General features: G+C 65.1%; 21 protein-coding genes and 2 pseudogenes. 12 read left to right on the top strand and 11 right to left on the bottom strand.

Annotation, left to right across the window (positions count from 1 at the left end; translation table 11 throughout):
- Nucleotides 1-260: pseudogene (locus HL671_RS33645) on the top strand (IS481 family transposase); the annotation flags it as partial.
- 118 nt (nt 261-378) lie between these two features.
- Here HL671_RS33645 and HL671_RS33640 read toward each other — a convergent pair.
- From HL671_RS33640 to HL671_RS33615, 6 genes are all read right to left on the bottom strand, one after another.
- Nucleotides 379-1,083, bottom strand: a complete 705-nt coding sequence (locus HL671_RS33640; RefSeq protein WP_012043036.1) for an ABC transporter ATP-binding protein — start codon at nt 1,081-1,083, stop codon at nt 379-381.
- Nucleotides 1,067-1,798 (bottom strand): ABC transporter ATP-binding protein, encoded by a 732-nt coding sequence (locus tag HL671_RS33635; protein ID WP_041750619.1) that lies wholly within the window; start codon nt 1,796-1,798, stop codon nt 1,067-1,069. Before HL671_RS33635 ends, HL671_RS33640 begins: the two co-directional genes overlap by 17 nt.
- Nucleotides 1,795-2,799 (bottom strand): branched-chain amino acid ABC transporter permease, encoded by a 1,005-nt coding sequence (locus HL671_RS33630; protein WP_012043034.1) that lies wholly within the window; start codon nt 2,797-2,799, stop codon nt 1,795-1,797. Before HL671_RS33630 ends, HL671_RS33635 begins: the two co-directional genes overlap by 4 nt.
- On the bottom strand, nt 2,799-3,677 hold the full coding sequence (locus HL671_RS33625) for a branched-chain amino acid ABC transporter permease (protein WP_041750618.1): 879 nt from the start codon (nt 3,675-3,677) through the stop codon (nt 2,799-2,801). The genes HL671_RS33630 and HL671_RS33625 overlap by 1 nt, the downstream gene beginning before the upstream one ends.
- Before the next feature lie 156 nt (nt 3,678-3,833).
- Nucleotides 3,834-5,078, bottom strand: a complete 1,245-nt coding sequence (locus HL671_RS33620) for an ABC transporter substrate-binding protein (protein ID WP_172242570.1) — start codon at nt 5,076-5,078, stop codon at nt 3,834-3,836.
- A gap of 79 nt (nt 5,079-5,157) precedes the next feature.
- The gene (locus tag HL671_RS33615; RefSeq protein WP_172242567.1) at nt 5,158-5,976 is read right to left on the bottom strand and encodes a putative hydro-lyase; all 819 of its coding nucleotides are present in this window, start codon (nt 5,974-5,976) and stop codon (nt 5,158-5,160) included.
- A gap of 113 nt (nt 5,977-6,089) precedes the next feature.
- Here HL671_RS33615 and HL671_RS33610 point away from each other — a divergent pair, with 113 nt between their 5' ends.
- From HL671_RS33610 to HL671_RS33600, 3 genes are all read left to right on the top strand, one after another.
- Nucleotides 6,090-7,052, top strand: a complete 963-nt coding sequence (locus HL671_RS33610) for a LysR family transcriptional regulator (RefSeq protein ID WP_172242564.1) — start codon at nt 6,090-6,092, stop codon at nt 7,050-7,052.
- On the top strand, nt 7,049-8,299 hold the full coding sequence (locus HL671_RS33605; RefSeq protein ID WP_012043029.1) for a Zn-dependent hydrolase: 1,251 nt from the start codon (nt 7,049-7,051) through the stop codon (nt 8,297-8,299). The genes HL671_RS33610 and HL671_RS33605 overlap by 4 nt, the downstream gene beginning before the upstream one ends.
- Before the next feature lie 222 nt (nt 8,300-8,521).
- Nucleotides 8,522-9,433, top strand: coding sequence for an NAD(P)-dependent oxidoreductase (locus HL671_RS33600; protein WP_172242561.1), 912 nt, complete (start codon nt 8,522-8,524; stop codon nt 9,431-9,433).
- A 259-nt stretch (nt 9,434-9,692) separates the two neighbouring features.
- Here HL671_RS33600 and HL671_RS33595 read toward each other — a convergent pair whose 3' ends face one another.
- Nucleotides 9,693-10,766, bottom strand: a complete 1,074-nt coding sequence (locus HL671_RS33595; RefSeq protein ID WP_041750617.1) for a tartrate dehydrogenase — start codon at nt 10,764-10,766, stop codon at nt 9,693-9,695.
- Nucleotides 10,767-10,923: 157 nt separating this feature from the next.
- On the opposite strand from HL671_RS33595, the gene HL671_RS33590 reads away from it, so the two are divergent.
- The 6 genes and pseudogenes from HL671_RS33590 (at nt 10,924) to HL671_RS33565 (ending at nt 18,011) form a co-directional block, all read left to right on the top strand.
- Nucleotides 10,924-11,700, top strand: coding sequence for an SDR family oxidoreductase (locus HL671_RS33590; RefSeq protein ID WP_172242558.1), 777 nt, complete (start codon nt 10,924-10,926; stop codon nt 11,698-11,700).
- A 79-nt stretch (nt 11,701-11,779) separates the two neighbouring features.
- Nucleotides 11,780-13,201, top strand: coding sequence for an amidase (locus HL671_RS33585; protein WP_172242555.1), 1,422 nt, complete (start codon nt 11,780-11,782; stop codon nt 13,199-13,201).
- 446 nt (nt 13,202-13,647) lie between these two features.
- A complete protein-coding gene (locus tag HL671_RS33580; protein ID WP_172242552.1) occupies nt 13,648-14,970 on the top strand; it encodes an MFS transporter in 1,323 nt (440 codons plus the stop codon).
- A gap of 41 nt (nt 14,971-15,011) precedes the next feature.
- A pseudogene (locus tag HL671_RS33575) lies at nt 15,012-15,675 on the top strand (sulfite oxidase-like oxidoreductase).
- A gap of 444 nt (nt 15,676-16,119) precedes the next feature.
- Nucleotides 16,120-16,485, top strand: a complete 366-nt coding sequence (locus tag HL671_RS33570) for a hypothetical protein (RefSeq protein WP_012043022.1) — start codon at nt 16,120-16,122, stop codon at nt 16,483-16,485.
- 308 nt (nt 16,486-16,793) lie between these two features.
- Complete coding sequence (locus tag HL671_RS33565) at nt 16,794-18,011, top strand: bifunctional alpha/beta hydrolase/OsmC family protein (protein ID WP_172242549.1); 1,218 nt, start codon at nt 16,794-16,796, stop codon at nt 18,009-18,011.
- A gap of 112 nt (nt 18,012-18,123) precedes the next feature.
- Here the strand turns inward: HL671_RS33565 and HL671_RS33560 are convergent, their stop codons facing one another.
- Entirely contained in the window at nt 18,124-19,200 is a 1,077-nt protein-coding gene (locus tag HL671_RS33560; RefSeq protein WP_172242546.1) for a YeeE/YedE family protein, read from the bottom strand.
- 206 nt (nt 19,201-19,406) lie between these two features.
- On the opposite strand from HL671_RS33560, the gene paaI reads away from it, so the two are divergent.
- Both paaI and paaK read left to right on the top strand, forming a co-directional pair.
- Nucleotides 19,407-19,865: a hydroxyphenylacetyl-CoA thioesterase PaaI gene (gene paaI / locus HL671_RS33555; RefSeq protein WP_172242543.1), complete on the top strand. Its 459-nt coding sequence runs from the start codon at nt 19,407-19,409 to the stop codon at nt 19,863-19,865.
- 44 nt (nt 19,866-19,909) lie between these two features.
- Nucleotides 19,910-21,238, top strand: coding sequence for a phenylacetate--CoA ligase PaaK (gene paaK, locus HL671_RS33550; protein WP_172242540.1), 1,329 nt, complete (start codon nt 19,910-19,912; stop codon nt 21,236-21,238).
- Between the two features lie 180 nt (nt 21,239-21,418).
- On the opposite strand, the gene paaE is transcribed toward paaK, so the two are convergent.
- The 3 genes from paaE to paaC form a co-directional block, all read right to left on the bottom strand.
- Entirely contained in the window at nt 21,419-22,498 is a 1,080-nt protein-coding gene (gene paaE / locus HL671_RS33545) for a 1,2-phenylacetyl-CoA epoxidase subunit PaaE (RefSeq protein ID WP_172242537.1), read from the bottom strand.
- Nucleotides 22,499-22,603: 105 nt separating this feature from the next.
- Entirely contained in the window at nt 22,604-23,107 is a 504-nt protein-coding gene (paaD, locus tag HL671_RS33540) for a 1,2-phenylacetyl-CoA epoxidase subunit PaaD (RefSeq protein WP_172242534.1), read from the bottom strand.
- On the bottom strand, nt 23,101-23,877 hold the full coding sequence (gene paaC / locus HL671_RS33535; protein ID WP_172242531.1) for a 1,2-phenylacetyl-CoA epoxidase subunit PaaC: 777 nt from the start codon (nt 23,875-23,877) through the stop codon (nt 23,101-23,103). Before paaC ends, paaD begins: the two co-directional genes overlap by 7 nt.
- Between the last annotated feature and the right edge of the window lie 43 nt (nt 23,878-23,920).

Here is a 23,920-nt window from a genome sequence, read left to right as displayed (position 1 = left end):
GCCCGCGAACGATGCCGGATCGCCTTCCGACGGTGGAATACGACGAGGGTGAGATCGTCCGTTCGGTGTCGAGCACCAAGGCCTATGTCAGTTTCGAGGGACGGCTCTGGAAAGTCCCGCAAGCCTTTCGCAGCGAGCGGCTCGCTATTCGCCCGCTCAGCCAGGACGGAAAATTCGGAATTTTCTTTGCCGCACATCAGATCGCAACGATCGATTTGCGCGACCCCAAAAGTGTCAACTATGTCCCCGAACAGGTGTAAGCTATGTCCCCGGGCTGAACAGCAGCGACGCGATCCAGGGGCCGCGGACCGGACTCTCGATGGTTTCGCTACGCACCGCGAACACAACGAAGCCGAGCAGGCAATTAAATGTATTGCTTCAGAGCCCCAGATACGCCTTCCGCACGTCTTTGTTGCCGCTGATCTCGGCCGCTGTGCCCTGCATCAGCACGCGGCCGGTTTGCAGGATGTAGGCACGGTCGGCGATCTCGAGGCACTCGGCCATGCGCTGCTCGACGATGAGGACCGTCATGCCGGCATCGCGGATGCGCTTCACCGCCTGGAAGATTTCGTCGACCAGCTTCGGCATGATGCCCTGCGACGGCTCGTCGAGCATCAGGAGCCGCGGCCGGGTCATCAGCGCGCGGCCGATCGCCAGCATCTGCTGCTCGCCGCCCGACAAGGTCTCGGCGCGCTGCTCCAGCCGCTCGGACAAGCGCGGGAACAGCTTGAAGACGAAGTCGAGCGGCTCGTCGCGATTCGCTTCGCTGCGGTAGAGATAGCTGCCGAGCCTTAAGTTGTCGCGCACCGAGAGCCGCGGAAACAGCCGGCGGTTCTCCGGCACATAGGCGATGCCCTTCGCGGTGATCAGATGCTGCGCCATGCCGTCGATGCGGTTGCCGTCGAAGGTGACGCTGCCGGCACGCGGCCGCTCGGCGCCGGCGATCGACTTCAACAGCGTCGACTTGCCGGCGCCATTGGCGCCGGCGACGCAGACGATCTCGCCCTTCTCGACGTCGATCGAGACGTTCGAGATCGCAACCAGCCCCTGATAGGCGGTGGTGACGTCACGCACCGACAGCATGGCGGTCTCCGAGGTAGGCGGAAATGACTTTGGGATCGCGGACGACATCCGTGGGCTTGCCTTCGATCAGCACCTTGCCGAGGTCGAGCACGATGGCGCGGTCGACCAGCGGCATCACGATCTCCATGACGTGCTCGACCATCAGCACCGTGATGCCGGTGTCGCGCACACGACGCACGAGCTCGACGCCCTTCTGCGATTCGACCGGGGTCAGGCCGGTGAGCACCTCGTCGAGCAGCAACAGCTTCGGCTCGGTTGCGAGCGCGCGGGCCACTTCGAGCCGCCGCTTCTCCGACGGCACGAGGTCGCTCGCCAGCACGTCGGCCCGCGCATCGAGGCCGCAGAAGGCCAGCACCTCATGCGCCTTGCGACGGGCGTCGCGCATGTTGGTGCTGCGCACCAGGGAGCCGACGATGACGTTCTCGATCACCGTCATGCTCTCAAAGCTCTTCACGACCTGGAAGGTGCGGCCGATGCCGCGCTGGCAGCGCTCGGCGGCCGGCAGCGCCGTGACATCCTCGCCGTCGAAGAGGATCGTGCCTTCGCTCGGCTTGAACGCGCCGGCGATCAGGTTGAACAAGGTCGACTTGCCGGCGCCGTTCGGACCGATCAGGCCGACGATCTCGCCGCGCCCGACCGAGATCGAGACATCGGAGTTCGCGGTCAGACCCGAGAAGCGCTGCGTGATGTTGCGGGTTTCCAACAACGCGGTCATGACGCCACCGCCTCTCGCGCCGGCTGAGCGGCCGGCTTCGGCTTGCGGGAGAACAGGCTGACGAGCCCTTGCGGCCGCGCCAGCGAGATCGCGATGATCAGGCCGCCATAGACGATCAGATCGACGCCGCGGCCGGAGCCGCCGATATAGGAGCGGGTCAACTCGGTCAGCGGGATCAGGATCACCGCGCCCAGCATCGGTCCCCACAGCGTGCCGATGCCGCCCAGCACGGCCGGCAGCGCCATCAGCAGCGAGAACTGGAAGCCCATGACACTCTCTGGGTCGATGTAGGAGACGAATTGCGCATAGAAGCTGCCGCCGATCGCGACCAGGAAGGCCGAGACGGCCGCGGCGCCCATCTTCGAGTTGAACACGTCGACGCCGAGGCTTTCAGCGGCGACCGGATTGTCCTTCACCGCGCGCCACCAATAGCCCCACTTGGAGTCCTCGAGCCACCAGGTGACGAACCAGGCGACGCAGGCGAGCGCCAGCGCGAAGTAGAAATATGGCAGCTTCGAGCGGGTGAACTGGAAGGTCAGCCAGGAGTCGCGCCGCACCGGAATGTCGATGCCGAGCGCGGCGCCCGCCCAATCCCAGTTCTGGAACAAGAGCAGCGTGATTTCGGCGATGACGATCGTGGCAATGACGAAGTAATGGCCGCCGAGCCGGAAGCAGGGATAGCCGAGCGCCATCGCGATGAGCGCGGAGATCAGACCGCCGGCGAGCATGCCGAACCAGGGCAGCACGCCGAACTTCGTGAACAGGATCGCGGTCGTATAGGCCCCGAGTCCGAAATACAGCGCATGTCCGAGCGAGATCTGGCCGCAATAGCCGGACAGGATGTTCCAGCTCTGCGACAGCGCCGCATACATCAGGGTCAGCACCATGATGTTCTGGACATAGACGTCCTTGACGAACAGCGGCACGGCCGCGGCGATCGCCGCAAGGAAGGCGGCGACGACGAGGTCGCGCCGGCGACGTTGAATGAATGCCTTGTCCATCAGATCGATCCGAACAGGCCGCGCGGGCGGATGAAGACGACGAGGAGATAGACGCCATAGATGCCGACGGTCTTGAGCGACGGCGGCAGGATCAGGGTGGTGATGGCCTCCACGAGGCCGACCACGATGCCGCCGGCAAAGGCGCCGAACACGCTGCCGAAGCCGCCGAGCGCCACCGTGACATAGGCGATGGTCGCAAACGAGGCGCCGACGTCCGGGAAGACATAGAAGAAGATCGCCATGACCGCGCCGGCAAGGCCGACTAACGCCGCACCGAGGCCCCAGCCGAGCGCGAACACCTTGTTCTTGTCGATGCCGACCAGCGCCACCGCGCCGGCGTCCTCGCGGGTTGCTTCCAGCGCCCGGCCGAAATCGGTGCGGTGGATGAAGAAGTACAGGCCGGCGAAAGCCGCGATCGCGATCAGCGCGCCGACCAGCTGCGGCTGCGGCAGGTAGATTCCGGCGATCGAGATCGTCTTGCCGCCCAGCCAGGAGTGCGGAATGCTGCGATAGTCCGGCGTGAAGAAATACTGCGCGACGCCACGCATGAGCACCGCGAGGCCGAAGGTGGAGAAGATCTGCACCATGCCGGTATTGGCCTTGGCCCGGACCGCAAATCTCACGATCAGCAGATAGACCACAGCTCCGAAGATGAACAAAGCGGCGGCGACCAGGGGCGCCGACAACAATGGATCGAGTGCGAAAAACGCGAACAGGAAGAAGGTCGCGTACATCGCGATCATCAGAAACTCGCCATGGGCGAAGTTCACGACGTCCATCAGGCCGAAGATGAGCGCCAGCCCCACGGCGATCAGGCCGTAGAGCAGGCCCATCAACAGGCCGCTGGCGAGACTTTGAATGATTGTTTCTGCCGTCACTTCTCTTGCTCCCCCGTCATTGCGAGCGAAGCGAAGCAATCCAGACCTTCTCTCTGGCTCCTGGATTGCTTCGTCGCTACGCTCCTCGCAATGACGGAGCACGACCGATGCTCCGCCATGGTCCGATGCAGAGCGCCGCCGGCGCCCTGCGCGCGCTTACTTCATCGGCCAGCTGGCTTCGGCCACGGCGGCCTGTGTCGGGAAGATGGTGACGAACTTGCCGCCGACATATTGCAGCAGCACCGGATCGGCGTCGTTGTTCTGGCCATTCTCGTCGAACTTCACCCGCTTCCACGGCATGATGGTCGCCTCGCCCGGCATGTCGGTGGCGGCCAGTGCGTCGCGGATCTTCTCGCCCTCCGTCGACTTGGCGCGGTTGATGGCGTCGGCCATCACGATCAGGCCCATGAACTGGCGCGAGGAATAGTCGTTGAAGTCCTTGCCCGACTTCGCCTTGAACATGTCGTTGATCTTGCCGACCATCGGCCGCTTGGCGGCGAGGTCGAGCGAGAACGAGCCGCGCGAGATCACGCCTTCGAGCTTGTCGCCGACCGCATCATACAGCGCCTTCTCCGAGAAGCCGGCGTCCTGCGCCACGATGGCGTTCGGCTTGTAGCCGAGCTCGGCCATGGTCTTGACCAGCAGGATGCCGTCGGTGGTGTAGCTCGACGGCATCAGCACGTCGGCATTGGCCGCCTTGAGCTGCTGGACCTCGGCCGACAGCGACGGCGAGTTGGCGCGATACTTGATGTCGGCGACGACCTTGTAGCCGCGCTCTTGGGCGAGCTTGAGCTGGGCATTGCTCGAATCCGTGCCGAAGATGGTGTCCTCGTGGAACAGCGCCAGCGTCTCGATCTTGGTGCCCTTCTTCTTCATCGCATCGAAGAAGTCGAACATCGCCTGCGAGAACATCTCGTCATGCGGCGCGGCGCGGAAATAATATTTCAGGCCGCGGCGATGCAGGCTCGGCGAGGAATTGTCGGCCGACAGATACGGGATCTGGTAGCGCTCGCAGATCTGGCTCGCGGTGACCGCAACCGCGCTCTGATAGGAGCCGATGACGGCCGCGACCTTCTCCTGCGTGATCAGGCGCTCGGCCTCGGCGCGGCCCTTCTGCGGGTCGGCCTGGTGATCGGCGAACACCAGCTTGATCTTGGCGCCGCCGAGGCCCGGCAGGCCTTCGGTACGGGCGAGCGGGAGATCGTAATCGAACTTGCCGTTGATGATCTCGGCCGCGGTTTCGAACGCGCGCTGCGCATCGACGCCGATCTGGGCGCTGGCACCGGAGAACGGATAGATGACGCCAATCTTCACCTCGGACGTCTGGGCACGGGCAGCAATCGGCCCGAGCGCGGCGGCAGCGGTGGCTCCAAGCAGGACGTTACGGCGCGTGATGGTCATGGCAAGATCCTCTGATAAAAGCGCGTCGATGAAGAGTTGAGGTCGGCGTGAAAGCTCAAAAGGAGGCATAGCTGCCTGATTAGAGGACGGCGAGATCCTTGTTCTTGAGATCGGTGATCAGCATCAGCCCCGGTGCGTGGGTGATGGCGAAGGGCAGCCTGGCCGCTGATATGACCGCCTGCGGCGTCACCCCGCAGGCCCAGAATACAGGGATTTCATCCGCCGCGACCGGCACCGGATCACCATAATCCGGCTTGTTGATATCGACGATCCCGATCTGCTCGGGATGGCCGAGATGCACCGGCGCGCCGTGCACGGCGGGAAAACGCGTCGTGATCTGCACCGCGCGGATCGCCTGCGCCGGCTTGAACGGGCGCATCGATACCACCATGGGTCCGGCGAACGGCCCAGACGGCGTGCAGGCGATGTTGGTGCGGTACATCGGCACGCGGCAGCCCTGCTCGATGTGGCGGATCGGCAGGCCGTCGGCCATCAGCGCTTCTTCAAAAGAGAAAGAGCAGCCGAGCACGAAGGTGACGAGATCGTCACGCCAATGCGCCAGCAGATCGGTCGGCTCCTCCACCATCTCGCCGTCACGCCAGACGCGATAACGCGGCACGTCGGTACGGATGTCGAGATCAGCGCCGAGCGCCGGAATGAAAGGATTGCCCGGATCGGACATGCCGATGATCGGGCACGGCTTGGGATTGAGCTGGCAGAAGCGGTGGAAGGCGCCGGCATACTGCTCGGGGATAATCGCCAGATTACCCTGCACGAAGCCGTTGGCGACCCCCGCCGTGCTCCAGCCCTTGCCGGTGCGATAGTCCAAGCGGGCCTGGTGGCTGGGGAGAAGCCCGGCCTCGCCGGCCTGTTGCTGCACTGCCGCGGAAACAGTCATTTGAGCCATTTGCCTAATATCTCGACAAACTCACTCAACATCAGCCATGCTATAAAGTCTAATCTTCGTTTTTAATCAGGATCGATAAAACAAATTGATCCGAGGCGGGGCCGATGTTGGATTTCCGTTCCATCGAGACATTTCTCTGGGTGGTGAAGCTGGGCAGCTTCCGCGGCGCGGCGCAGCGCCTCAATACCACCCAGCCCGCGATCTCCCAGCGCATCGCCCAGCTCGAGCGCGAGCTCGGCGTCAAGCTGCTCAACCGCGATCACCGCGTGGCCTCGCCCACCGCGAGCGGACGGCAGATGCTGGTCTATGCCGAGAAGCTGATCGGCCTGCGTGCGGAGATGCTGGCCGAAGTCGGCGACCGCTCGGCGATGCGCGGCGTTCTCCGACTCGGCGTGGCCGAGACCATCGTGCATGACTGGCTGCCGCGGCTGATCAAGAGCGTCAACGAGAACTATCCCAATCTCTCGCTGGAGATCGAGGTCGACGTCACGCCCAATCTGCACGCGCGCCTGCTGGCGCAGGAGATCGAGCTCGCCTTCGCATTGGGGGCGCCCTCGGAGTCGGGCATCCGCAGCCGGGTGCTGTGCGATTACCCGATCAGCTTCCTGGCCAGCCCTGCCTTGGGCTTCGGCAAGGGCCTCGTCACGGCCGAGCAGATGGCACGGTTTCCGATCATCACCTTCCCGCGCAACACCCAGCCCTATGACAATGTGCGCTCTCTGTTCAACCGGCCGCATTTGCCGCCGATGCGGCTGCACGCCAGCGCCTCGCTGGCGACCGTCATCCACATGGCAATCGAGGGCCTCGGTGTCGCCGTGATTCCCGCAGCGATCGTCGCCAACGAGATCGAGAGCGGACGCTTGCAGGAGCTAAAAACGGATCTGCGGATTCCGCCGCTGACCTTCACCGCAAGCTGGCTGTCGTCGCCCGAGATGGTCGCGATCGAGCGCGTTGCCGAGCTCGCAGCCAGGACGGCGCAGACGGCCAGCCATCCGGCCGCATCGGTTGACGGGATCGTCGCGGCGCGCGATGGACAGGATGCCGGAGTACAGGAAATTCAAGCATGAGCCGCGCCGTCACCAATCTGCAGATCGATTCCGCCCGCCTCTGGGACAGTATCCACGAGACCGCCAAGTTCGGTGCCACGCCGAAGGGCGGCGTACGCCGGCTGACCCTGAGCCAGGAGGACAGGCAGGTCCGCGACTGGTTCCGCAAAGCCTGCGAGGACGCGGGGCTCGAGGTTCACGTCGACACGCTCGGCTCGATGTTCGGCTTACGCAAGGGACGCGACATGTCGAAGCCGCCGGTCGGGCTCGGCTCGCATCTCGACACCCAGCCGACCGGCGGCAAGTTCGATGGCATCCTGGGAACGCTCGGCGCGCTCGAGGTGATCCGCACGCTGAACGATGCCGGCATCGAGACCGACGCGCCGCTGTGCATCGTCAACTGGACCAATGAGGAAGGCTCGCGCTTCGCACCGGCGATGATGGCGTCCGCGGCCTATGTCGGCGACTTCACTGTCGAGGACATCCTGTCGCGCAAGGATGCGGACGGCGTCACGGTCGGCGAGGCGCTGGACGGCATCGGCTATCGCGGCGAGAGCAAGGTCGGCACGCAGAAATTCTCCGGCTTCGTCGAGCTGCATATCGAGCAGGGCCCGATCCTGGAGGCCGAGAACAAGACCATCGGCGTGGTCGATCACGGCCAGGGCGTGTTCTGGTATGACGGCAAGGTCACCGGCTTCGAGAGCCATGCCGGCTCGACGCCGATGCCGCTGCGCCGCGACGCGCTGCTGGCACTGTCCGAATTCGCGCTCACTTTGGAGCAGATCGCGCTCAAGCTCGGGCCGAATGCGGTGGCGACGATCGGCGAGGCCGTGATCGCCAATCCCTCGCGCAACGTCATCCCCGGCGAGATCGCCTTCACCATCGACTGCCGCAGCGCCAATGCCGACACGCTTGAAGCGCTCGACGCCAGCCTGCGCGCGGCGGCGAGCGAAATTGCGAAGAAGCGGAAGGTCGAGATCGCGATCGATCAGGTCTGGCGCAAGCCGCCGACGCATTTCGACCCCAAGCTGGTCGACGCCGTCGAGCGCGCCGCCGGCGCGCTCGGCTACGCGCACCGCCGCATCACCTCGGGCGCCGGCCACGACGCCTGCAATCTGAACACCATCATGCCGGCGGCGATGGTGTTCGTCCCCTGCAAGGACGGCATCAGCCACAACGAGCTGGAGGATGCGACCCAGTCCGACTGCGCCGCCGGCGCCAACGTGCTGCTGCACACGGTGCTGTCGCTGGCCGGCGTGGCGTCGTGATGGGCTGACGATTGTGGCCGCATTCTTTTGGGGCCTCATCCTTCGAGACGCCGCTGCGCGGCTCCTCAGGATGAGGGGAAAGTGTGCGGTGAAAGAGTTTCCCCTCATGGTGAGGAGCGCCGAAGGCGCGTCTCGAACCATGAGGCCCGAGACGCTTCAGGCTAAACCACATCCAATCGCCCTGCCCCGCATGGTCCAATAGGGGCTCATCAGGAGGTATCCGTGCGCGGAGTTTTCATCGACGCCAACTCGTCGCTTGCCGAGATCTTCGAGCGGCAGCGCCAACCCGGCGATCCCGAGATGCGCGTGCATCTCAACCCGGACATCAAGCCGGAGGACTGGCCGGCCATTCTCGACGGCGCCGAGATCGGCGTGGTCGATCACACCGCGCTGCCGACGGATGTCGCCAAGCAGTGCAAGGGTCTCAAGCACGTCGTGTTTCTCGGCACCGGCGCGCGCAGCTACATGAACCCGGAGGAGCTCGCCGAGCTCGGCATCACCGTCCACCTGATCAAGGGCTATGGCGACACCGCCGTGGCCGAAGCCGCCATTGCGCTGATGTGGGCCGCGGCCCGCGGCATCGCGCAGATGGATCGCGAGATGCGCGCCGGCAATTGGCTGCGTGACGACGGCATGCAGCTGACCGGCAAGACGCTCGGCCTGATCGGCTTCGGCGGCATCGCCGCCGAGGTGGCGCGCATCGCGTCCGGCAGCGGCATGAAGGTGATCGCCTGGAACCGCTCGCCGAAGAGCCATCCTGGCGTGGCGTTCACCGATCTCGACACGTTGCTGAAAGAGAGCCACGTCGTCTCGCTGCATCTGCTGCTCAACGACGAGACCCGCGGCTTCCTGTCGCGCCAGCGCATCGCGCAGATGCGCAAGGGCGTGATCTTCGTCAACACCGCCCGCGCCGCCATCGTCGACGAGGCCGCGATGATCGACGCGCTGCGCTCCGGCCACATCCGCCACGCCGGCCTGGACGTCTTCAACACCGAGCCACTGCCGGCCAATCACGTCCTGACGACAATCCCGAACGTGACGCTGTCGGCGCATTCCGCGTTCCGGACGCCGGAGGCGAGCGAGAACCTGATCCACGCAGCGTGGGAGCATTGCCGAAGGGTGGCGCGCACCTAACAACCCTCCCCTTCGTCATTGCGAGCGAAGCGAAGCAATCCAGAGTCTCGCGACGGCCCTGGATTGCTTCGTCGCTGCGCTCCTGGCAATGACGCCGTTGTCCGAGCTGTCGCCTAAACCACCCCTGTCGTCCCGGCGAATGCCGGGACCCATACCGCGTGATGTCACGAGAGCAGACGGTGGTCGATACCGGTGCGAAAAATGTCTGCCGGTGGTTATGGGCCCCCGCGTTCGCCGGGGCGACAACACACCGTCGTTCCTAATCCACCATCTCCGCGACGGCCTTGCCGCACGCCTCGGTGTCCGCATTGCCGCCGAGGTCGCGCGTGCGCAACGTCCGCTCGGCCAAGGTGCGCTCGATCGCGCCGACGATCGCCTGCGCCGCGGTCTTCTCGCCCAGATGCTCCAGCATCATCGCGCCCGACCAGATCATGCCGATCGGGTTGGCGATGCCCTGCCCGGCGATGTCGGGCGCGGAGCCGTGCACCGGCTCGAACACCGACGGGAAATTGCGCTCGGGGTTGATATTGCCCGAGGGCGCGATGCCGATAGTACCGGTGCAGGCGGGGCCGAGATCGGACAGGATGTCGCCGAACAGGTTGGACCCGACCACGACATCAAACCAATCCGGATGCAGCACGAAATTCGCGGTGAGGATGTCGATGTGGTACTTGTCCCACTTCACGCCCGGATAGTTCTTGGCCATCGCCTCGACCCGCTCGTCCCAATACGGCATCGTGATCGAGATGCCGTTCGACTTGGTCGCCGACGTCAGGTGCTTCTTTGGCCGGGACTGCGCCAGCTCGAACGCGAACTTCAGGATACGATCGACGCCGGTGCGCGTCATCACCGTCTGCTGGGTGACGAATTCGCGGTCGGTGTCCGGAAACATGCGGCCGCCGACGGACGAATACTCGCCTTCGGTGTTCTCGCGCACCACCCAGAAATCGATGTCGCCCGGCTTGCGGCCCGCCAGTGGGGACGGGACGCCGGGCATCAGCCGCACAGGCCGCAAATTGACGTATTGGTCGAACTCGCGGCGGAACTTGATCAGCGAGCCCCACAGCGAGACATGGTCGGCGATCTTGGCCGGCCAGCCGACGGCGCCGAAATAGATCGCGTCATGGCTGCCGATCTGCGCCTTCCAGTCGTCCGGCATCATCTGGCCGTGCTTCTCGTAATAATCGTAGCTCGAGAAGTCGAAATGATCGAACTGCACGGCGACGCCATGCTTCTTGGCCGCGGCCTCGATCACGCGCAGCCCCTCGGGCATGACCTCCTTGCCGATGCCGTCGCCGGGGATGACTGCGATGCGATAGGGCTTCTTGCTCATCGAGCGGATCCTCAGATGGGGCGCCGGCTGTCCCGGCTCAAATGGTCGATCGCCTGAATGGACCAAATGGAGGACCGACGCAACGCTGCGGTGCAAGATTGACCGCATGGCTGACGCGCCCGACAATCGGGTCTCCTCCCCTTCAGCGAGAACCTCCATGGATCTTCATCTGCGCGGCAAGCGCGTTCTCATCACCGGCGCCTCCAAGGGCATCGGCGCCGCAGCAGCGGAAGTGTTCGCCGAGGAAGGCTGCCACGTCCGCCTCGCGGCGCGCAGCGCCGACCGGCTCTCCGCGCTGGTCGAGCAGCTCAGGTCGAAGCATCAGATCGATGCGGCGGCGCATGTGGTGGATCTGCGCAAATCCGAGGACGTCACCCGGCTGGCCCAAGAGGCCGCCGACATCGACATCCTCGTCAACAATGCGGGCGACATTCCGAGCGGGCCGATCGACAAGATCGACGAGACGACCTGGCGGCACGCCTGGGACTTGAAGGTGTTCGGCTTCATCAACCTCACCAGGCTGGTCTACGCACAGATGAAGGCACGCGGATCGGGCGTGATCATCAACGACATCGGCGCGGCCGGCGAGAAGTTCGACGCCAACTACATCTGCGGCAGCGCCGGCAATGCGGCGCTGATGGCGTTCACCAGGGCGCTCGGCTCCAAGAGCCTCGCCGACAACATCCGCGTCGTCGGCATCAATCCGGGGCCGGTGGGCACCGACCGCCACGTCACCCTGCTGAAGACCCGCGCGCGACAGCAATTCGGTGACGAGAGCCGCTACACGGAATTCCAGAAGGGCCTGCCGCTCGGCCGCCCCGCGCATGTCAGGGAGATCGCCGACCTGATGGCCTTCCTGGCATCCGACCGTGCCGGCTACACGTCGGGCGTGATCTATACCGTCGATGGCGGCATCAGCGCAGGGTGGGGTTGATCGCCGCAACCTTTCCACGCCGACCGAAACGTGATCTACCAGCTTTCGCCGGGACGCTTCCAATCAGGAGAACTGCACTTTGGCCGACCAGGGATTGATCCGTGAGACCGCCTGCGCCGTCGTCGACAAGTTGAAGGCCGGCGTCATCACGCCGCTCGATTGCCTCGACGCGCTGGAAGCCCGCATCACAGCTGTCGACGACAAGGTCAACGCGCTTCCGACCCTCTGCTTCGACCGCGCCCGCGCTCACGCCAAGGCGCTGATGCAGAAGCCGGTCGCCGAGCGCGGGGTGCTCGCCGGGCTTCCCGTTCCGATCAAGGATCTCACCGATGTTCAGGGCGTGCTGACGACGCAGGGCTCGCCGATCTTCAAGGACCGGATTCCGGAACAGTCCGATCTCCTGGTGACGCATCTCGAAGCCAATGGCGGCGTGATCTACGCCAAGTCGAACACGCCGGAATTCGGCGCCGGCGCCAACACCTTCAACGAAGTGTTCGGCGCGACGCGCAATCCCTGGGACACGTCCCGCTCGGCGGCGGGCTCCTCGGGCGGCGCCGCGGTCGCGCTCGCGACCGGCATGGCGTGGCTGGCGCACGGCTCGGACATGGGCGGCTCGCTGCGGAATCCCGCGAGCTTCTGCGGCATCGTCGGCCTGCGCCCGAGCTTCGGCCGCGTCGCGCATACGCCGGCTGTCGCCGTCGACCGCAATCTCGGCGTCCAGGGTCCGATGGCCCGCAATGTCGAGGACCTCGCGCTGCTGCTCGACGCGATGAGCGGCGAGTACGCCGCCGACCCGATCTCGCTGCCCTCGCCCACGACCTCGTTCCTGGCCGCGGCCCGCTCCGGCAAGAGGCCGGTGCGCGTCGCCTACTCGCCCGATCTTGGGATCACGCCGGTCGACCCCGAAGTCGCCGCGGTCACCCGCAAGGCGGCGCAGCGCTTCACTGAACTCGGCGTGATCGTCGAGGAGGCGCATCCCGATTTCAGCGAGGCGCATGAATGCTTCCACGTGCTGCGCGCGCTCGACTTCGCGATGAGCAAGGCCGAGCTATTGCGCACCAAGCGTGACCTGTTGAAGCCCGAGGTGATCTGGAACATCGAGGAAGGGCTGAAGCTCACGGTGGCGCAGATCGCGCGCGCCGAGGCGCAGCGCGTCGCGATCACGGCGCGCGCGGTGAAGTTCTTCGAGACCTATGATCTGCTGCTGGCGCCTGCGACCATCGTGCCGCCCTTCCCGGTCGAGAACCGCTACGTCGCCGAATGCGCCGGGCACAAATTCGACAACTACGTGCAATGGCTCGGCATCGTCTACGCGATCACGCTGGCCTGCTGTCCGGCGCTGTCGTTGCCCTGCGGCTTCACCGCGTCGGGGCTTCCGGTCGGCCTGCAGGTGATCGCGGCGCCGCGCGCCGATGCCCAACTGCTCGCCGGCGCCAAGGTGCTGGAGGACATTCTCGGTGTTGCGGCCTCCACGCCGATCGATCCACGCGCGCCGAAGTGATGAACCTTCCCCTCACCCTGAGGAGCCGCGCAGCGGCGTCTCGAAGGGTGAGGCCCGGACGGTGGCCTCATGGTTCGAGACGCGCCTTCGGCGCTCCTCACCATGAGGGACAAAAGCCGAGGCACTGCACACCGGACCATGAACACGCCGAGAGGCGTGTTCATGGAGAGGTTCGAGTTCGACGTCGACGCTGCGGATTGCAGTAAGCAGCGCCCGTAGAGAGAGTCGCGCGACCGGCGGCGCCCCCTGCGTTTCGCGCTGTTCTCGCAACGACTCTCCCCCCTCACCCTGAGGAGCCCGCCGAAGGCGGGCGTCTCGAAGGGCGAGGCCCGGACGTTGCCGGTTCCCCACGTCCTTGAACATGGGACCCCTGCCCTTTCTCCATATTGGCAATACCGCCGGCTCCCGTAGAAGGGCCGCAAATCATGCTTGCCCGGAGACCGGATATGACAGACCAGGCGATCGAGCCTGCCACCGAAGCCACGACGTTCACCGACGTCGAGCGTCGCATCAAGGCTATCCTGATCGGCTCGGCCGGTAACCTGGTCGAATGGTACGACTTCTACGCCTACACCGCGTTTGCGCTGTATTTCGCGCCGGCGTTCTTCCCGTCAAAAGACCCGGTCGTCGAGCAGTTGAACGCCGCCGTGGTGTTCGCCGCCACCTTCCTGATGCGCCCGCTCGGCGGCTGGTTGTTCGGCTATATCGCCGACCATTATGGCCGGCGGCTGTCGCTGACGGTCTCCGTGCTCTGCATGTGCTTCGGCTCGCTGATCATCGCGGTGACGCCGACCTATGCCACGATCGGGATCGCCGCACCGATCATCCTGGCGCTTGCCCGCGTGATCGAGGGCCTGAGCCTCGGCGGTGAGTATGGCGCCAGCGCCACCTATCTGTCCGAGGTCGCCGACGCCAAGCACCGCGGCTTCTATTCGAGCTTCCAATATGTCACGCTGATCGGCGGCCAGCTCACCGCGATCATCGTGCTCCTCCTGCTGCAGAAAGTGTTTCTGACGACCGATGAGCTGAAGGCCTGGGGCTGGCGCATCCCCTTCCTTATCGGCGCCGGCCTCGCGATCTTCGTCGCGGTGATGCGGCGGAATCTGCACGAGACCGAAGCCTTCGTGGAGGCCAAGAAGACAGTCGGCCCGTCCGGCTCGATCGCCGCGCTGTTCAGATATCCGCGCGAGCTCTTGCTGGTCGTCGGCCTCACCGCCGGCGGCACCGCCGCGTTCTACACCTTCACGACCTATATGCAGACCTTCGTGAAGCTGTCGGTCGGCCTCACCGAGGATCAGACAACCATGGTGATCTTCGGCTCGCTGCTGTTCGCCTGCGTGCTGCAGCCGGTCTATGGCGCGATCTCCGACCGTATCGGCCGCAAGCCGCTGTTGATCTTCTTCGGCGTCGTCGGCACCTTGGCAACGATCCCGATCCTGACCGCGCTGAAGGCCACCAAGGAGCCATTCATGGCGTTCCTGCTGATCTGCGGCGCCTGGATCTTCACGGCCGGCTATACGTCGATCAACGCGGTCGTCAAGGCGGAGCTATTCCCGACCAATGTGCGCGCGCTGGGCGTCGGCCTGCCCTACGCGATCACCGTGTCGCTGTTCGGCGGCACCGCGCCGGCGATCGCGCTCTACTTCAAAAGCATTGGGCATGAGACCTGGTTCTATTATTATCTCTCGGGCGTGATCTTCCTGTCTTTGCTCATCTATGCGACCATGCGCGACACCAAGCATGCGTCCGCGATGCACAGGCACGAATAAGCCTGCACGAATGAGCCCGCACGAACCGACGAGGTGCTGAGATGGCTGACGAGTCCGGGCTGCCGCCCGAGAACAAGCTGACCCGCAGCAAGGAACGCTGGGCGCGCGAGGGCAAGTTCCTGACTGGCCGCATCGCGCGGCCTGAGGACCAGCGCCTGCCGCCGGGTCAGCATCTGACCCGTGACTGGCCGGTGCTGGACCTCGGCCTGACGCCGTCGGTCACATCAGAGCGCTGGCGGCTCGACGTCTATGGCGCGGTCGAAAATCCGCTGTTCTGGGACATGCCGACCTTCCTGGCCCAGGAGCAGCGCCAGTTCGTCTCCGACATCCATTGCGTGACGACCTGGTCGCGCTACGACAATCAATGGGAGGGGCTGGCGACGCGCGATCTGCTCGCCGCCTGCCGGCCGCGCGACACGGCGGACTTCGTCGTGCTGCATTCCTATGACGGCTACACGACCAATCTGGCACTGGCGGATTTCGCTGCTGAGGATGCGCTGCTCGCGCACAGCTGGTCCGGCGCGCCGTTGACGCAGGAGCATGCGTGGCCCGGTGCGCGTCGTCGTGCCGCATCTGTATTTCTGGAAGAGCGCGAAATGGCTGAAGGCGATCGAATTCCTCGATCACGATGCCCCCGGCTATTGGGAAGTGCGCGGCTATCACAACCGCGGAGATCCCTGGGCCGAGCAGCGCTATTCGGACTGACCGGCTTCGCTCAACGCCAAGCCAACGCAGTCGCAGGTTGGGCAAAGACGCGGAGCGTCGTGCCCACCGTCTTTCGCCGAAAAGCAAAGAAGGGTGGGCACGCTTCGCTTTGCTCCCGTATCAATCGAGTTCGTTGCAAAGGTCCAAGAGCGACTGCGCGATACAGCGCCCTCTCCCCTTGCGGAAGAGGGCATCTCCGGCCTATCCAGGCACTCGGTTGGGTGAGGGGTCGCTCTCGGCGGACAGCGCTCGTGGCGACATCCCCCTCCCCCAAGGGAGCTTGCGGCTCTGTCCTCCATGCCCTCTCCCGCAAGGGGAGAGGGCGCAGCCATGACCCGCGTGCTGATGATCTCAGTGGTTGCTACGGACTGAGTTTCTATGAGCTTCTGAGCTGGGGTCCAACACGGTTATGGTCGTATCCGAGCGTGACAGAGAAGATCAACCATGGAGTTCACCTCAGAGACGGGCAAGATACCGAAGGGCTATGGGTATCTTCTGAAGCCGTCCGTCATCCTCGCCGCACTGACCGCAAGAGATCTCGGCGGCATTCGCGTCCACCTCGTTCGCAGCCACGGCAGGCGTCTGTTCGATGCACGATATCGGCCTCCGGACGGCGACATTCCTTATGAGCGTCTCAACATCAAAGTCGGCACCGCGCACGAGCGGGACTTGCCCCCACTTCGCCGGCAGGCGAAGGACGAAGCCCTTCCCGCGCTCGTCCGATGGATTTCCGATCTTGTCGCGCAAGACCTGCCGACGGCGATCCGGCACGGTGAACAGGAGATCGAGCTGTTGCCGCCGCGGGAGTGATCGTGGCTTGCTCCCGAGAGCTATTGCGGGTCCGGGCTGACCTCCGTCCAATCGCATACAGATGTCCTCAGCCAAACCTGTGGTTCTGCCGCCTGCATTTTTTTCGCAGGCGGACCGTGGGGGCGGCAGGCTCCCGACCTTCCCTGCGCCCTCTCGATGTCAGAGGGGCCAATAACCGCAAAGCTCGGGCCGAGCAGGCCGCGAGAATGCGCCATCATACCTGCGTACAGACGCTATCTGGTGTATCCTGATGCCAGACGGTGCGGCGTCATTGCCGCCAGCGGACGTAGCGATTGGGGACCCACATCATGCCCACCGAACGTTTCCAATTCGAAGGCGCAGGCGGCGACAGACTGTCCGCAGCGCTCGACCTTCCTGACGGCGCGCCGCGCGCCTATGCGCTGTTCGCGCATTGCTTCTCCTGCGGCAAGGACACGCATGCGGCGCGCCGCATCGCGATGGCGCTGACGGCCCATGGCATCGCGGTGCTCAGGTTCGACTTCACCGGCCTCGGCTCCAGCGAAGGCGACTTCGCCAACACGACATTCTCCTCCAACATCGCCGACCTCGTCCGCGCCGCCGATCATTTGCGCAAAGCGCGACAGGCGCCCGCCATCCTGATCGGCCACAGCCTCGGCGGCGCCGCGGTGCTGGCCGCGGCGGCCGACATTCCGGACGCGAAAGCCGTGGTGACGATCGCGGCGCCCTCAGATCCCGCCCATGTCACCGCGATGTTCAAGGACCGTCTCGCCGCGATCCGCCGCGACGGCACGGCCGAGGTCTCGCTCGCGGGCCGCCCGTTCCGCATCAGCAGTTCGTTCCTCGACGACATCGCCGAGCAGCGCCTGCTCGACAAGGTTAGGCATCTGCACAAGGCGCTGCTGGTGATGCACTCGCCCGTCGACGACACGGTCGGGATCGACAACGCCACCCACATCTTCGTCGCCGCCAAGCATCCGAAAAGCTTCATCTCGCTCGATCATGCCGATCATCTCATCAGCAGCAAGACCGACGCCGCCCATATCGCCGAGGTGATCGCAAGCTGGGCCGGCCGCTATGTCGCGCCGGCGGCCGCGGAGCCGGCCGCCAAGGACGGACCGCGCGATGTGGTGGTGCGCGAGACCCGGTCGAGCAAGCTGCAGCAAAGCATCGCGCTCGGCCCGCATCATCTCACCGCCGACGAGCCGCTCTCCGTCGGCGGCCAGGATTCCGGCCCCGGCCCCTACGACCTGCTGCTCGCCGCGCTCGGCGCCTGCACCTCGATGACGCTGCGGCTCTATGCCGATCGCAAAGTCCTGCCGCTCGAACGCATCACCGTCACCCTGCGTCACAGCAAAATCCATGCGGAGGACTGCGCCGAGTGCGAGACCAAGGTCGGGCTGATCGATCAGCTCGAGCGCGAGATCCACCTCGACGGTGCGCTCGACGACGAGCAGCGCAGGAAGCTGATGGAGATCGCCGACAAATGCCCGGTGCACCGGACACTGACATCGGAGATCCGCATCGTCACGCGTGCCACGGAGTGAACAACGTGCGACCCGACTTGATCGAGGTCGCGCGTCCAGGGACGTCCACCTCTCCCCGGTGGGGGAGGTGAATGAGCGGCCAGCATCTCATTCAAGCCAAAGGCGTCGAGACCTAATAAAGCCCCGCCTTCGGCTCGACCTGCAACGGCCGCACGCGCAAGCCGCCGCGCAGGCCCATGGCCGCGCCGATCATGATCCCGGCAATGGCCACGAACGACGGCAAGGCCAGGGTCGACAGGCCTGTGAGCCCCTGTCCGACCGAGCAGCCCAGCGCCATCACGCCGCCGATCCCCATCAGCGCGGCGCCGCCGGCCGAGCGCAGCATGTGCTGCGGCGAGTGAAAACCTTCGAGCTTGAAGCGGCGCGTGGCGACGGCCGTCAGGAGGCTGCCGAGGAGCACACCCGCCACTGTCACGATGCCGAAATTCACCGTCGAGCCGGTCGATAGCATCACATATTGCAGGCCATCGGCGATCGGCGCGACAAAGGTCAGCGACGCCACCGGCACCGGGTTGAAATCGTCGGCACCGAGATGACCGGTCGCAAACCAGCCCGCCGCGATCAGCAGGCCGACGATAAGCCCCGCGAGCATCTGCCCGGGCGTGCGCCGGAATGGTGCATGCGCGAAGGCAAAGATCATCAAGCCGCCACCGAGCACGAGCGCCGGCAACAGCCGTGCCGGTACGCCATGCAGGCCGCCAATCGACAGCAACGCCGGCAGAGAGGTCACGGTCGCCGTGGTCTGCGAGCCCTGCATCAGCGCGATACGCAACGGTGCGATCAGACCCTTCAACGTCATCTCGGCCGCGATCGCCAGCACCATGACGACGACAAACGAGCGCAGATTGCCGCGGCCGAGCAGCACCAGCGCGCGCGAGCCGCAGCCATTGGCGAGCACCATGCCATAGCCGAACAGCACGCCACCTGCGAGCATCAGCGGCAGCGAGAATGTCGGCTGCAGATAGATCGACTTGCCGAGATCGACGACACCATTGGCCGCGAGAAGCTGGGTGGCCAGAATGGCGATCCCCATCGCCAGCGCGTAAGTTCGTACCAGACGATCGTCGCCGTCGGCCCACCAGCCGCGCAGGCTGCTCATCATGCAGAAGCCGCTGACGAGACCGACCACGCCATAGATCACGCCGATCAGGAGACCGGCGAGCACGGCGAGGTTGGCAGCTTCGGGCACGGGTCAAATTCCCTCTGGTTGCGATTGACGGGCGGCGACACGCGGGCACCGCTTTCGCTTGACGCGCACGGAAACTTTGCCACGATGTCGGCCCTAACTAGATGAGAATGCTTGTTCCAACAAGCATCAGCGGGAGAGAACGCCGTGGTTTCACCAGCACGCCTTTTGAGGGGGAAACCGGCCTTTGAAGTCCGGGAGCCGTGGCGATGAGCGACGCCGCGACGCTCTCCCCTGACGCGCTCGCCCGCGCCTGCGCCGACGCGATGTGGCAGGACGATCGCGCCAGCCAGGGGCTTGGCATGCAGATCATCGACATCGGCCCGGGACGCGCCACCTTGCAGATGACGATCCAGCCGCACATGGTGAACGGCCATGGTATCGCCCATGGCGGCTTCATCTTCACGCTCGCCGACTCCGCCTTCGCCTTCGCCTGCAACTCGCACAATGACCGCACCGTTGCCGCGCAGGGCAGCATCAGCTTCATCCGGCCGGGCAAGCTCGGCGATGTCCTGACGGCAAGCGCGAGCGAGATCTCGCGCAGCGGCCGCTCCGGCATTTACGACGTCCGCGTGACCGCGGCCGGCACCGTGATTGCTGAATTCCGCGGCCATTCGCGCAGCATCGGTGGCGCGCTGGTGCCATCCGGTACAGCCAACGCGACCTGAAGCAGCTTCCTTTCGCCCCGCCCCCTGCCGGAGGATCCGACGCCATGACATCGCCCAAGCATCAATCGGCCGGCAGCTACGTGCCCGACATGGACGCCACCGAGCGCGCCTCGCGCGACGAGATCATGGCGCTGCAGACAAAACGCCTCGCCTGGTCGCTGAAGCACGCCTATGACAACGTCGCGCATTACCGCCGCGCCTTCGACACGGCCGGCGTTCATCCGTCGGATTTCCGCGAGCTCGCCGATCTCGCCAAATTTCCGTTCACGGTGAAGACCGACCTGCGCGACAATTATCCGTTCAACATGTTCGCCGTGCCGCGCGAGCAATTGGTGCGGGTGCATGCCTCCTCGGGCACCACCGGCAAACCGATCGTGGTCGGCTACACCCGAAACGACATCGCGACCTGGTCTCACGTGATGGCACGCTCGATCCGCGCCGCCGGCGGCCGCAGCGGCATGATCATTCACAATGCCTATGGCTACGGCCTGTTCACCGGCGGGCTTGGCGTCCATTACGGCGCCGAGGAACTCGGCTGCACCGTGGTGCCGATCTCCGGCGGCATGACCGAGCGGCAGGTGCAGCTGATCAACGATTTCCGGCCCGACATCATCACGGTGACGCCGAGCTACATGCTGGCGATCCTCGACGAGTTCAAGCGCCAGGGGCTGGATCCCCGGCAGAGCTCGCTCAAAATCGGCATCTTCGGCGCAGAGCCCTGGACCAACGCGATGCGCGCCGAAATCGAGGACGCCTTCGCGATGGACGCCACCGACATCTACGGCCTGTCCGAGGTGATCGGCCCTGGCGTGGCGCAGGAATGCCTGGAGACCAAGGACGGCTTGCACATCTGGGAGGATCATTTCTATCCGGAGATTGTCGATCCCGACACCGGCAAGGTGCTGCCCGACGGCGAGATGGGCGAATTGGTGTTCACCTCGCTGACCAAGGAGGCCTTCCCAGTCATCCGCTATCGCACCCGCGATCTGACACGGCTGCTACCGGGCACCGCGCGGCCGGGCATGCGTCGGATGGAGAAGGTCACCGGCCGCTCCGACGACATGATCATCCTGCGCGGCGTCAATCTGTTCCCGTCGCAGATCGAGGAAATCCTGCTCACCACCGAATGGTGCGGCGGCCATTTCATGATCGAGCTCACGCGCGAGGGCCGCATGGACGAGCTGACCATCTACGCGGAATCCCGGCCCGAACATTGGGACGAAACCGGCCTCGGCGCGCACGCCGAACGCATCTCGATCCACATCAAGAACACGATCGGCGTGACGGCAAAGGTGAAGGCGGTCCCGCCCGATACGCTGGAGCGCTCGGCCGGCAAGGCGAAGCGGATCAAGGACAGAAGGCCGGCGGGATAGCGGACCGGAGCGCGGCAAAGCAGCCCCTCTCCATGAGCACGCTGCTCATGGCCAATGTGCAGCGCCGGCATCGGAGCCGGACCCTCTTGGTGAGGAGCGCCGCGCCGATCGGGCCAACGCTAGGCGAAACTCTCGTACGCGGCGCGTCTCGAACCATGAGGCCCGATCACAAGTGCTTCCTCACATATGATCGTAGTCCACCACCACCCGCTCCGTCACCGGCCTCGCTTGGCATGTCAGCACAAATCCCGCCTGCAACTCCCACGGCTCCAGCGAGTAGTTCAGCTCCATCTCCGCTTTACCTTCGACCAGCTTCGCGCGGCAGGTGGAGCACATGCCGCCTTTGCAAGCGAACGGCAGGTCGACACCAGCGCGCAGCGCGGCGTCGAGGATGGCTTCGCCGTCGGCAACCGGCACCTCGCGGCGCTTGCCGTCGATGATCAAGGCGGCAATCGCTTTCGGCGGCGCGGAGTCGGGCACGACCATCTTCGGCCGCGGCTTGCCGCCAGCACCGGAGACGAAACGCTCGATATGCACGCGCTCGTCGGCGATGCCCAGCGCGCGGCAGGCAACCTCGATGTCCTCGCTCATTCCGGTGGGGCCGCAGATGAAGACGTGGTCGACGCTGTCGGCCGGCACCAGCGAGCGCAGCAGCACGCGCACCTTCTCGCCGTCGAGCCGGCCGTGCAGGATCGGCAGATCCTGCTCCTCGCCGGAGATGACGTGGAACACCGAGAAGCGCTCGAGGAAGCGATCCTTCAGCTCCTCGAGTTGCTCGCGGAACAGCATGCCGGCGGTGGTGCGGTTGCCGTAGAACAGGAAGAAGCGGCTGTGCGGCTCGCGCGCCAGCACGGCCTTGACGATCGACAAAATCGGCGTGATGCCCGAGCCCGCCGCAAAACCGACATGCGTCCGCGCAGCCTCGGGCTGCAGCGCCACGCCGAAACGGCCGGTCGGCGTCATCACGTCGATCTCGTCGCCGCGCTTCAATTCGTCGGTGACGAAGCTGGAGAACGCGCCGCCATCGACGCGCTTTACCGCGATGCGGATCTCGTTGTCGTCAGGGCCCGAGCAGATGGAATAGGAGCGCCGGATCTCCTCGCCGCCGAGCATGGTCTTCAGGGTGAGATATTGCCCCGGCGCGAAGCGATAGTCCGCCGCCAGCTCGTTCGGAATGGCAAAGGTCAACGACACCGCATCAGGCGCCTCACGGCGCAAGTCACGAACGGCGAGACGATGGAAGCGTGGCGTTGTCGACATCGATCCTATCCCCGCGTCATTGCGAGGAGCAAAGCGACGGACCAATGCAGAGCTGCACGCGCAGCCCTGGATCGCGTCGCTGCGCTCGCGATGACGGATGTGGCATCAGTGACATTTGAAATAATCAAACGGCTCGCGGCACGATTTGCAACGCCACAGCGCCTTGCAGGAGGTCGAGCCGAACTCCGCGAGTTGCTCGGTGTCGACGGAGCCGCATTGCGGGCATGCCACCTCGGCGACGCCGAACAGCGCGCGCCGGCCGCTTGATGACTGCGGCGGGGCAATGCCGTAGTCGCGCAGCTTGCGGCGTCCCTCTTCGCTCATCCAGTCCGTGGTCCAGGCCGGCGACAGCACGGTCCGCACCCTGGCCTCACGGAAACCGGCGCGCTCCAGCGCGAGCTCGATTTCCAAGGCGATCATGTTCATCGCCGGACAGCCGGAATAGGTTGGCGTGATCGCGACGTCGACGCGATCGCCGACCAGTTCGACCTCGCGCAGCACGCCGAGATCGTCGATCGTCAGCACCGGAATTTCCGGATCGGCCACCGACGCAGCCGCCTCCCAGGCGCGCTGGCGCAGTTCGGCAGGGCTGAGGTCCGCGACTACCATGTCGCACCGGGGAAGCTGCGCTGCATATATTGCAGCTCGCTGAGCAGATGACCGAGATGCTCGCTGTGGCGGCCGTCGCGGCCGCCCTGCTGCATCCAGTCGTTTTCCGGCAGGGTCAGCGTCGCCTCGCGCGCGACATGCGAGACGATCGACAGCCACTCCGGCAGCAGCATCGTCGGATCGATCGCGACACCGGCATCGATCAGGCCGCGCTCAGCATCGTCGGCGCCGAACATCTCGCCAGTATAGGCCCAGAGATCGTCGACCGCGACCTGCGCGCGGGCGTGGCTCTCATCGGTGCCGTCGCCAAGCCGGATCACCCATTCGCTGGCATGGCGCAGATGATAGGCGGATTCCTTCTCCGACTTGGCTGCGATCGCCGCCAGGGTCGCATCCGTCGAGCCCATCATGCCGCGCCAATAGAGATCGGCGAACGCCGCGTAGAACAGCTGCCGCACCATCGTGTGCGCGAAGTCGCCGTTGGGACGCTCGACCAAGAGGAGATTGCGGTACTGCCGGACGTCGCGCAGATAAGCGAGCTTGTCCTCGTCATTACCGCGCCCCTCGACCTTCGCCGCATAGCCATACAGCTCACGCGCCTGGCCGATCAGATCGAGCGCCATGTTGGACAGCGCCATGTCCTCTTCGAGCATCGGGGCATGGCCACACCATTCGGACAGCCGATGCCCCAGGATCAGCGCATCATCAGCCCGGCGCAGCGTGTACAGCACCAGCGGCGTTTCCGAGACGATGATCGAGGGTGCGGTCATAGCTGTAATCCGATCAAGCCCGCCACAGACTCCGTCATTGCGA

It is taken from the genome of Bradyrhizobium denitrificans, assembly GCF_013179005.1.
GTDB classification, from domain to species: domain Bacteria; phylum Pseudomonadota; class Alphaproteobacteria; order Rhizobiales; family Xanthobacteraceae; genus Bradyrhizobium; species Bradyrhizobium denitrificans.
Note: the sequence above shows the minus strand (reverse complement) of the source record. Positions and strands in the feature narration are given on the sequence as shown.

What these genes read in the sequence shown, in the direction of transcription:
- HL671_RS33640 (WP_012043036.1), bottom strand. Translation starts at nt 1,083, where the DNA reads ATGCTGTCGGTGCGTGACGTCACCACCGCCTATCAGGGGCTGGTTGCG.
- HL671_RS33635 (WP_041750619.1), bottom strand. Translation starts at nt 1,798, where the DNA reads ATGACCGCGTTGTTGGAAACCCGCAACATCACGCAGCGCTTCTCGGGT.
- HL671_RS33630 (WP_012043034.1), bottom strand. Translation starts at nt 2,799, where the DNA reads ATGGACAAGGCATTCATTCAACGTCGCCGGCGCGACCTCGTCGTCGCC.
- HL671_RS33620 (WP_172242570.1), bottom strand. Translation starts at nt 5,078, where the DNA reads ATGACCATCACGCGCCGTAACGTCCTGCTTGGAGCCACCGCTGCCGCC.
- HL671_RS33615 (WP_172242567.1), bottom strand. Translation starts at nt 5,976, where the DNA reads ATGACTGTTTCCGCGGCAGTGCAGCAACAGGCCGGCGAGGCCGGGCTT.
- HL671_RS33610 (WP_172242564.1), top strand. Translation starts at nt 6,090, where the DNA reads ATGTTGGATTTCCGTTCCATCGAGACATTTCTCTGGGTGGTGAAGCTG.
- HL671_RS33605 (WP_012043029.1), top strand. Translation starts at nt 7,049, where the DNA reads ATGAGCCGCGCCGTCACCAATCTGCAGATCGATTCCGCCCGCCTCTGG.
- HL671_RS33595 (WP_041750617.1), bottom strand. Translation starts at nt 10,766, where the DNA reads ATGAGCAAGAAGCCCTATCGCATCGCAGTCATCCCCGGCGACGGCATC.
- HL671_RS33590 (WP_172242558.1), top strand. Translation starts at nt 10,924, where the DNA reads ATGGATCTTCATCTGCGCGGCAAGCGCGTTCTCATCACCGGCGCCTCC.
- HL671_RS33580 (WP_172242552.1), top strand. Translation starts at nt 13,648, where the DNA reads ATGACAGACCAGGCGATCGAGCCTGCCACCGAAGCCACGACGTTCACC.
- HL671_RS33570 (WP_012043022.1), top strand. Translation starts at nt 16,120, where the DNA reads ATGGAGTTCACCTCAGAGACGGGCAAGATACCGAAGGGCTATGGGTAT.
- HL671_RS33565 (WP_172242549.1), top strand. Translation starts at nt 16,794, where the DNA reads ATGCCCACCGAACGTTTCCAATTCGAAGGCGCAGGCGGCGACAGACTG.
- paaI (WP_172242543.1), top strand. Translation starts at nt 19,407, where the DNA reads ATGAGCGACGCCGCGACGCTCTCCCCTGACGCGCTCGCCCGCGCCTGC.
- paaK (WP_172242540.1), top strand. Translation starts at nt 19,910, where the DNA reads ATGACATCGCCCAAGCATCAATCGGCCGGCAGCTACGTGCCCGACATG.
- paaE (WP_172242537.1), bottom strand. Translation starts at nt 22,498, where the DNA reads ATGTCGACAACGCCACGCTTCCATCGTCTCGCCGTTCGTGACTTGCGC.
- paaD (WP_172242534.1), bottom strand. Translation starts at nt 23,107, where the DNA reads ATGGTAGTCGCGGACCTCAGCCCTGCCGAACTGCGCCAGCGCGCCTGG.
- paaC (WP_172242531.1), bottom strand. Translation starts at nt 23,877, where the DNA reads ATGACCGCACCCTCGATCATCGTCTCGGAAACGCCGCTGGTGCTGTAC.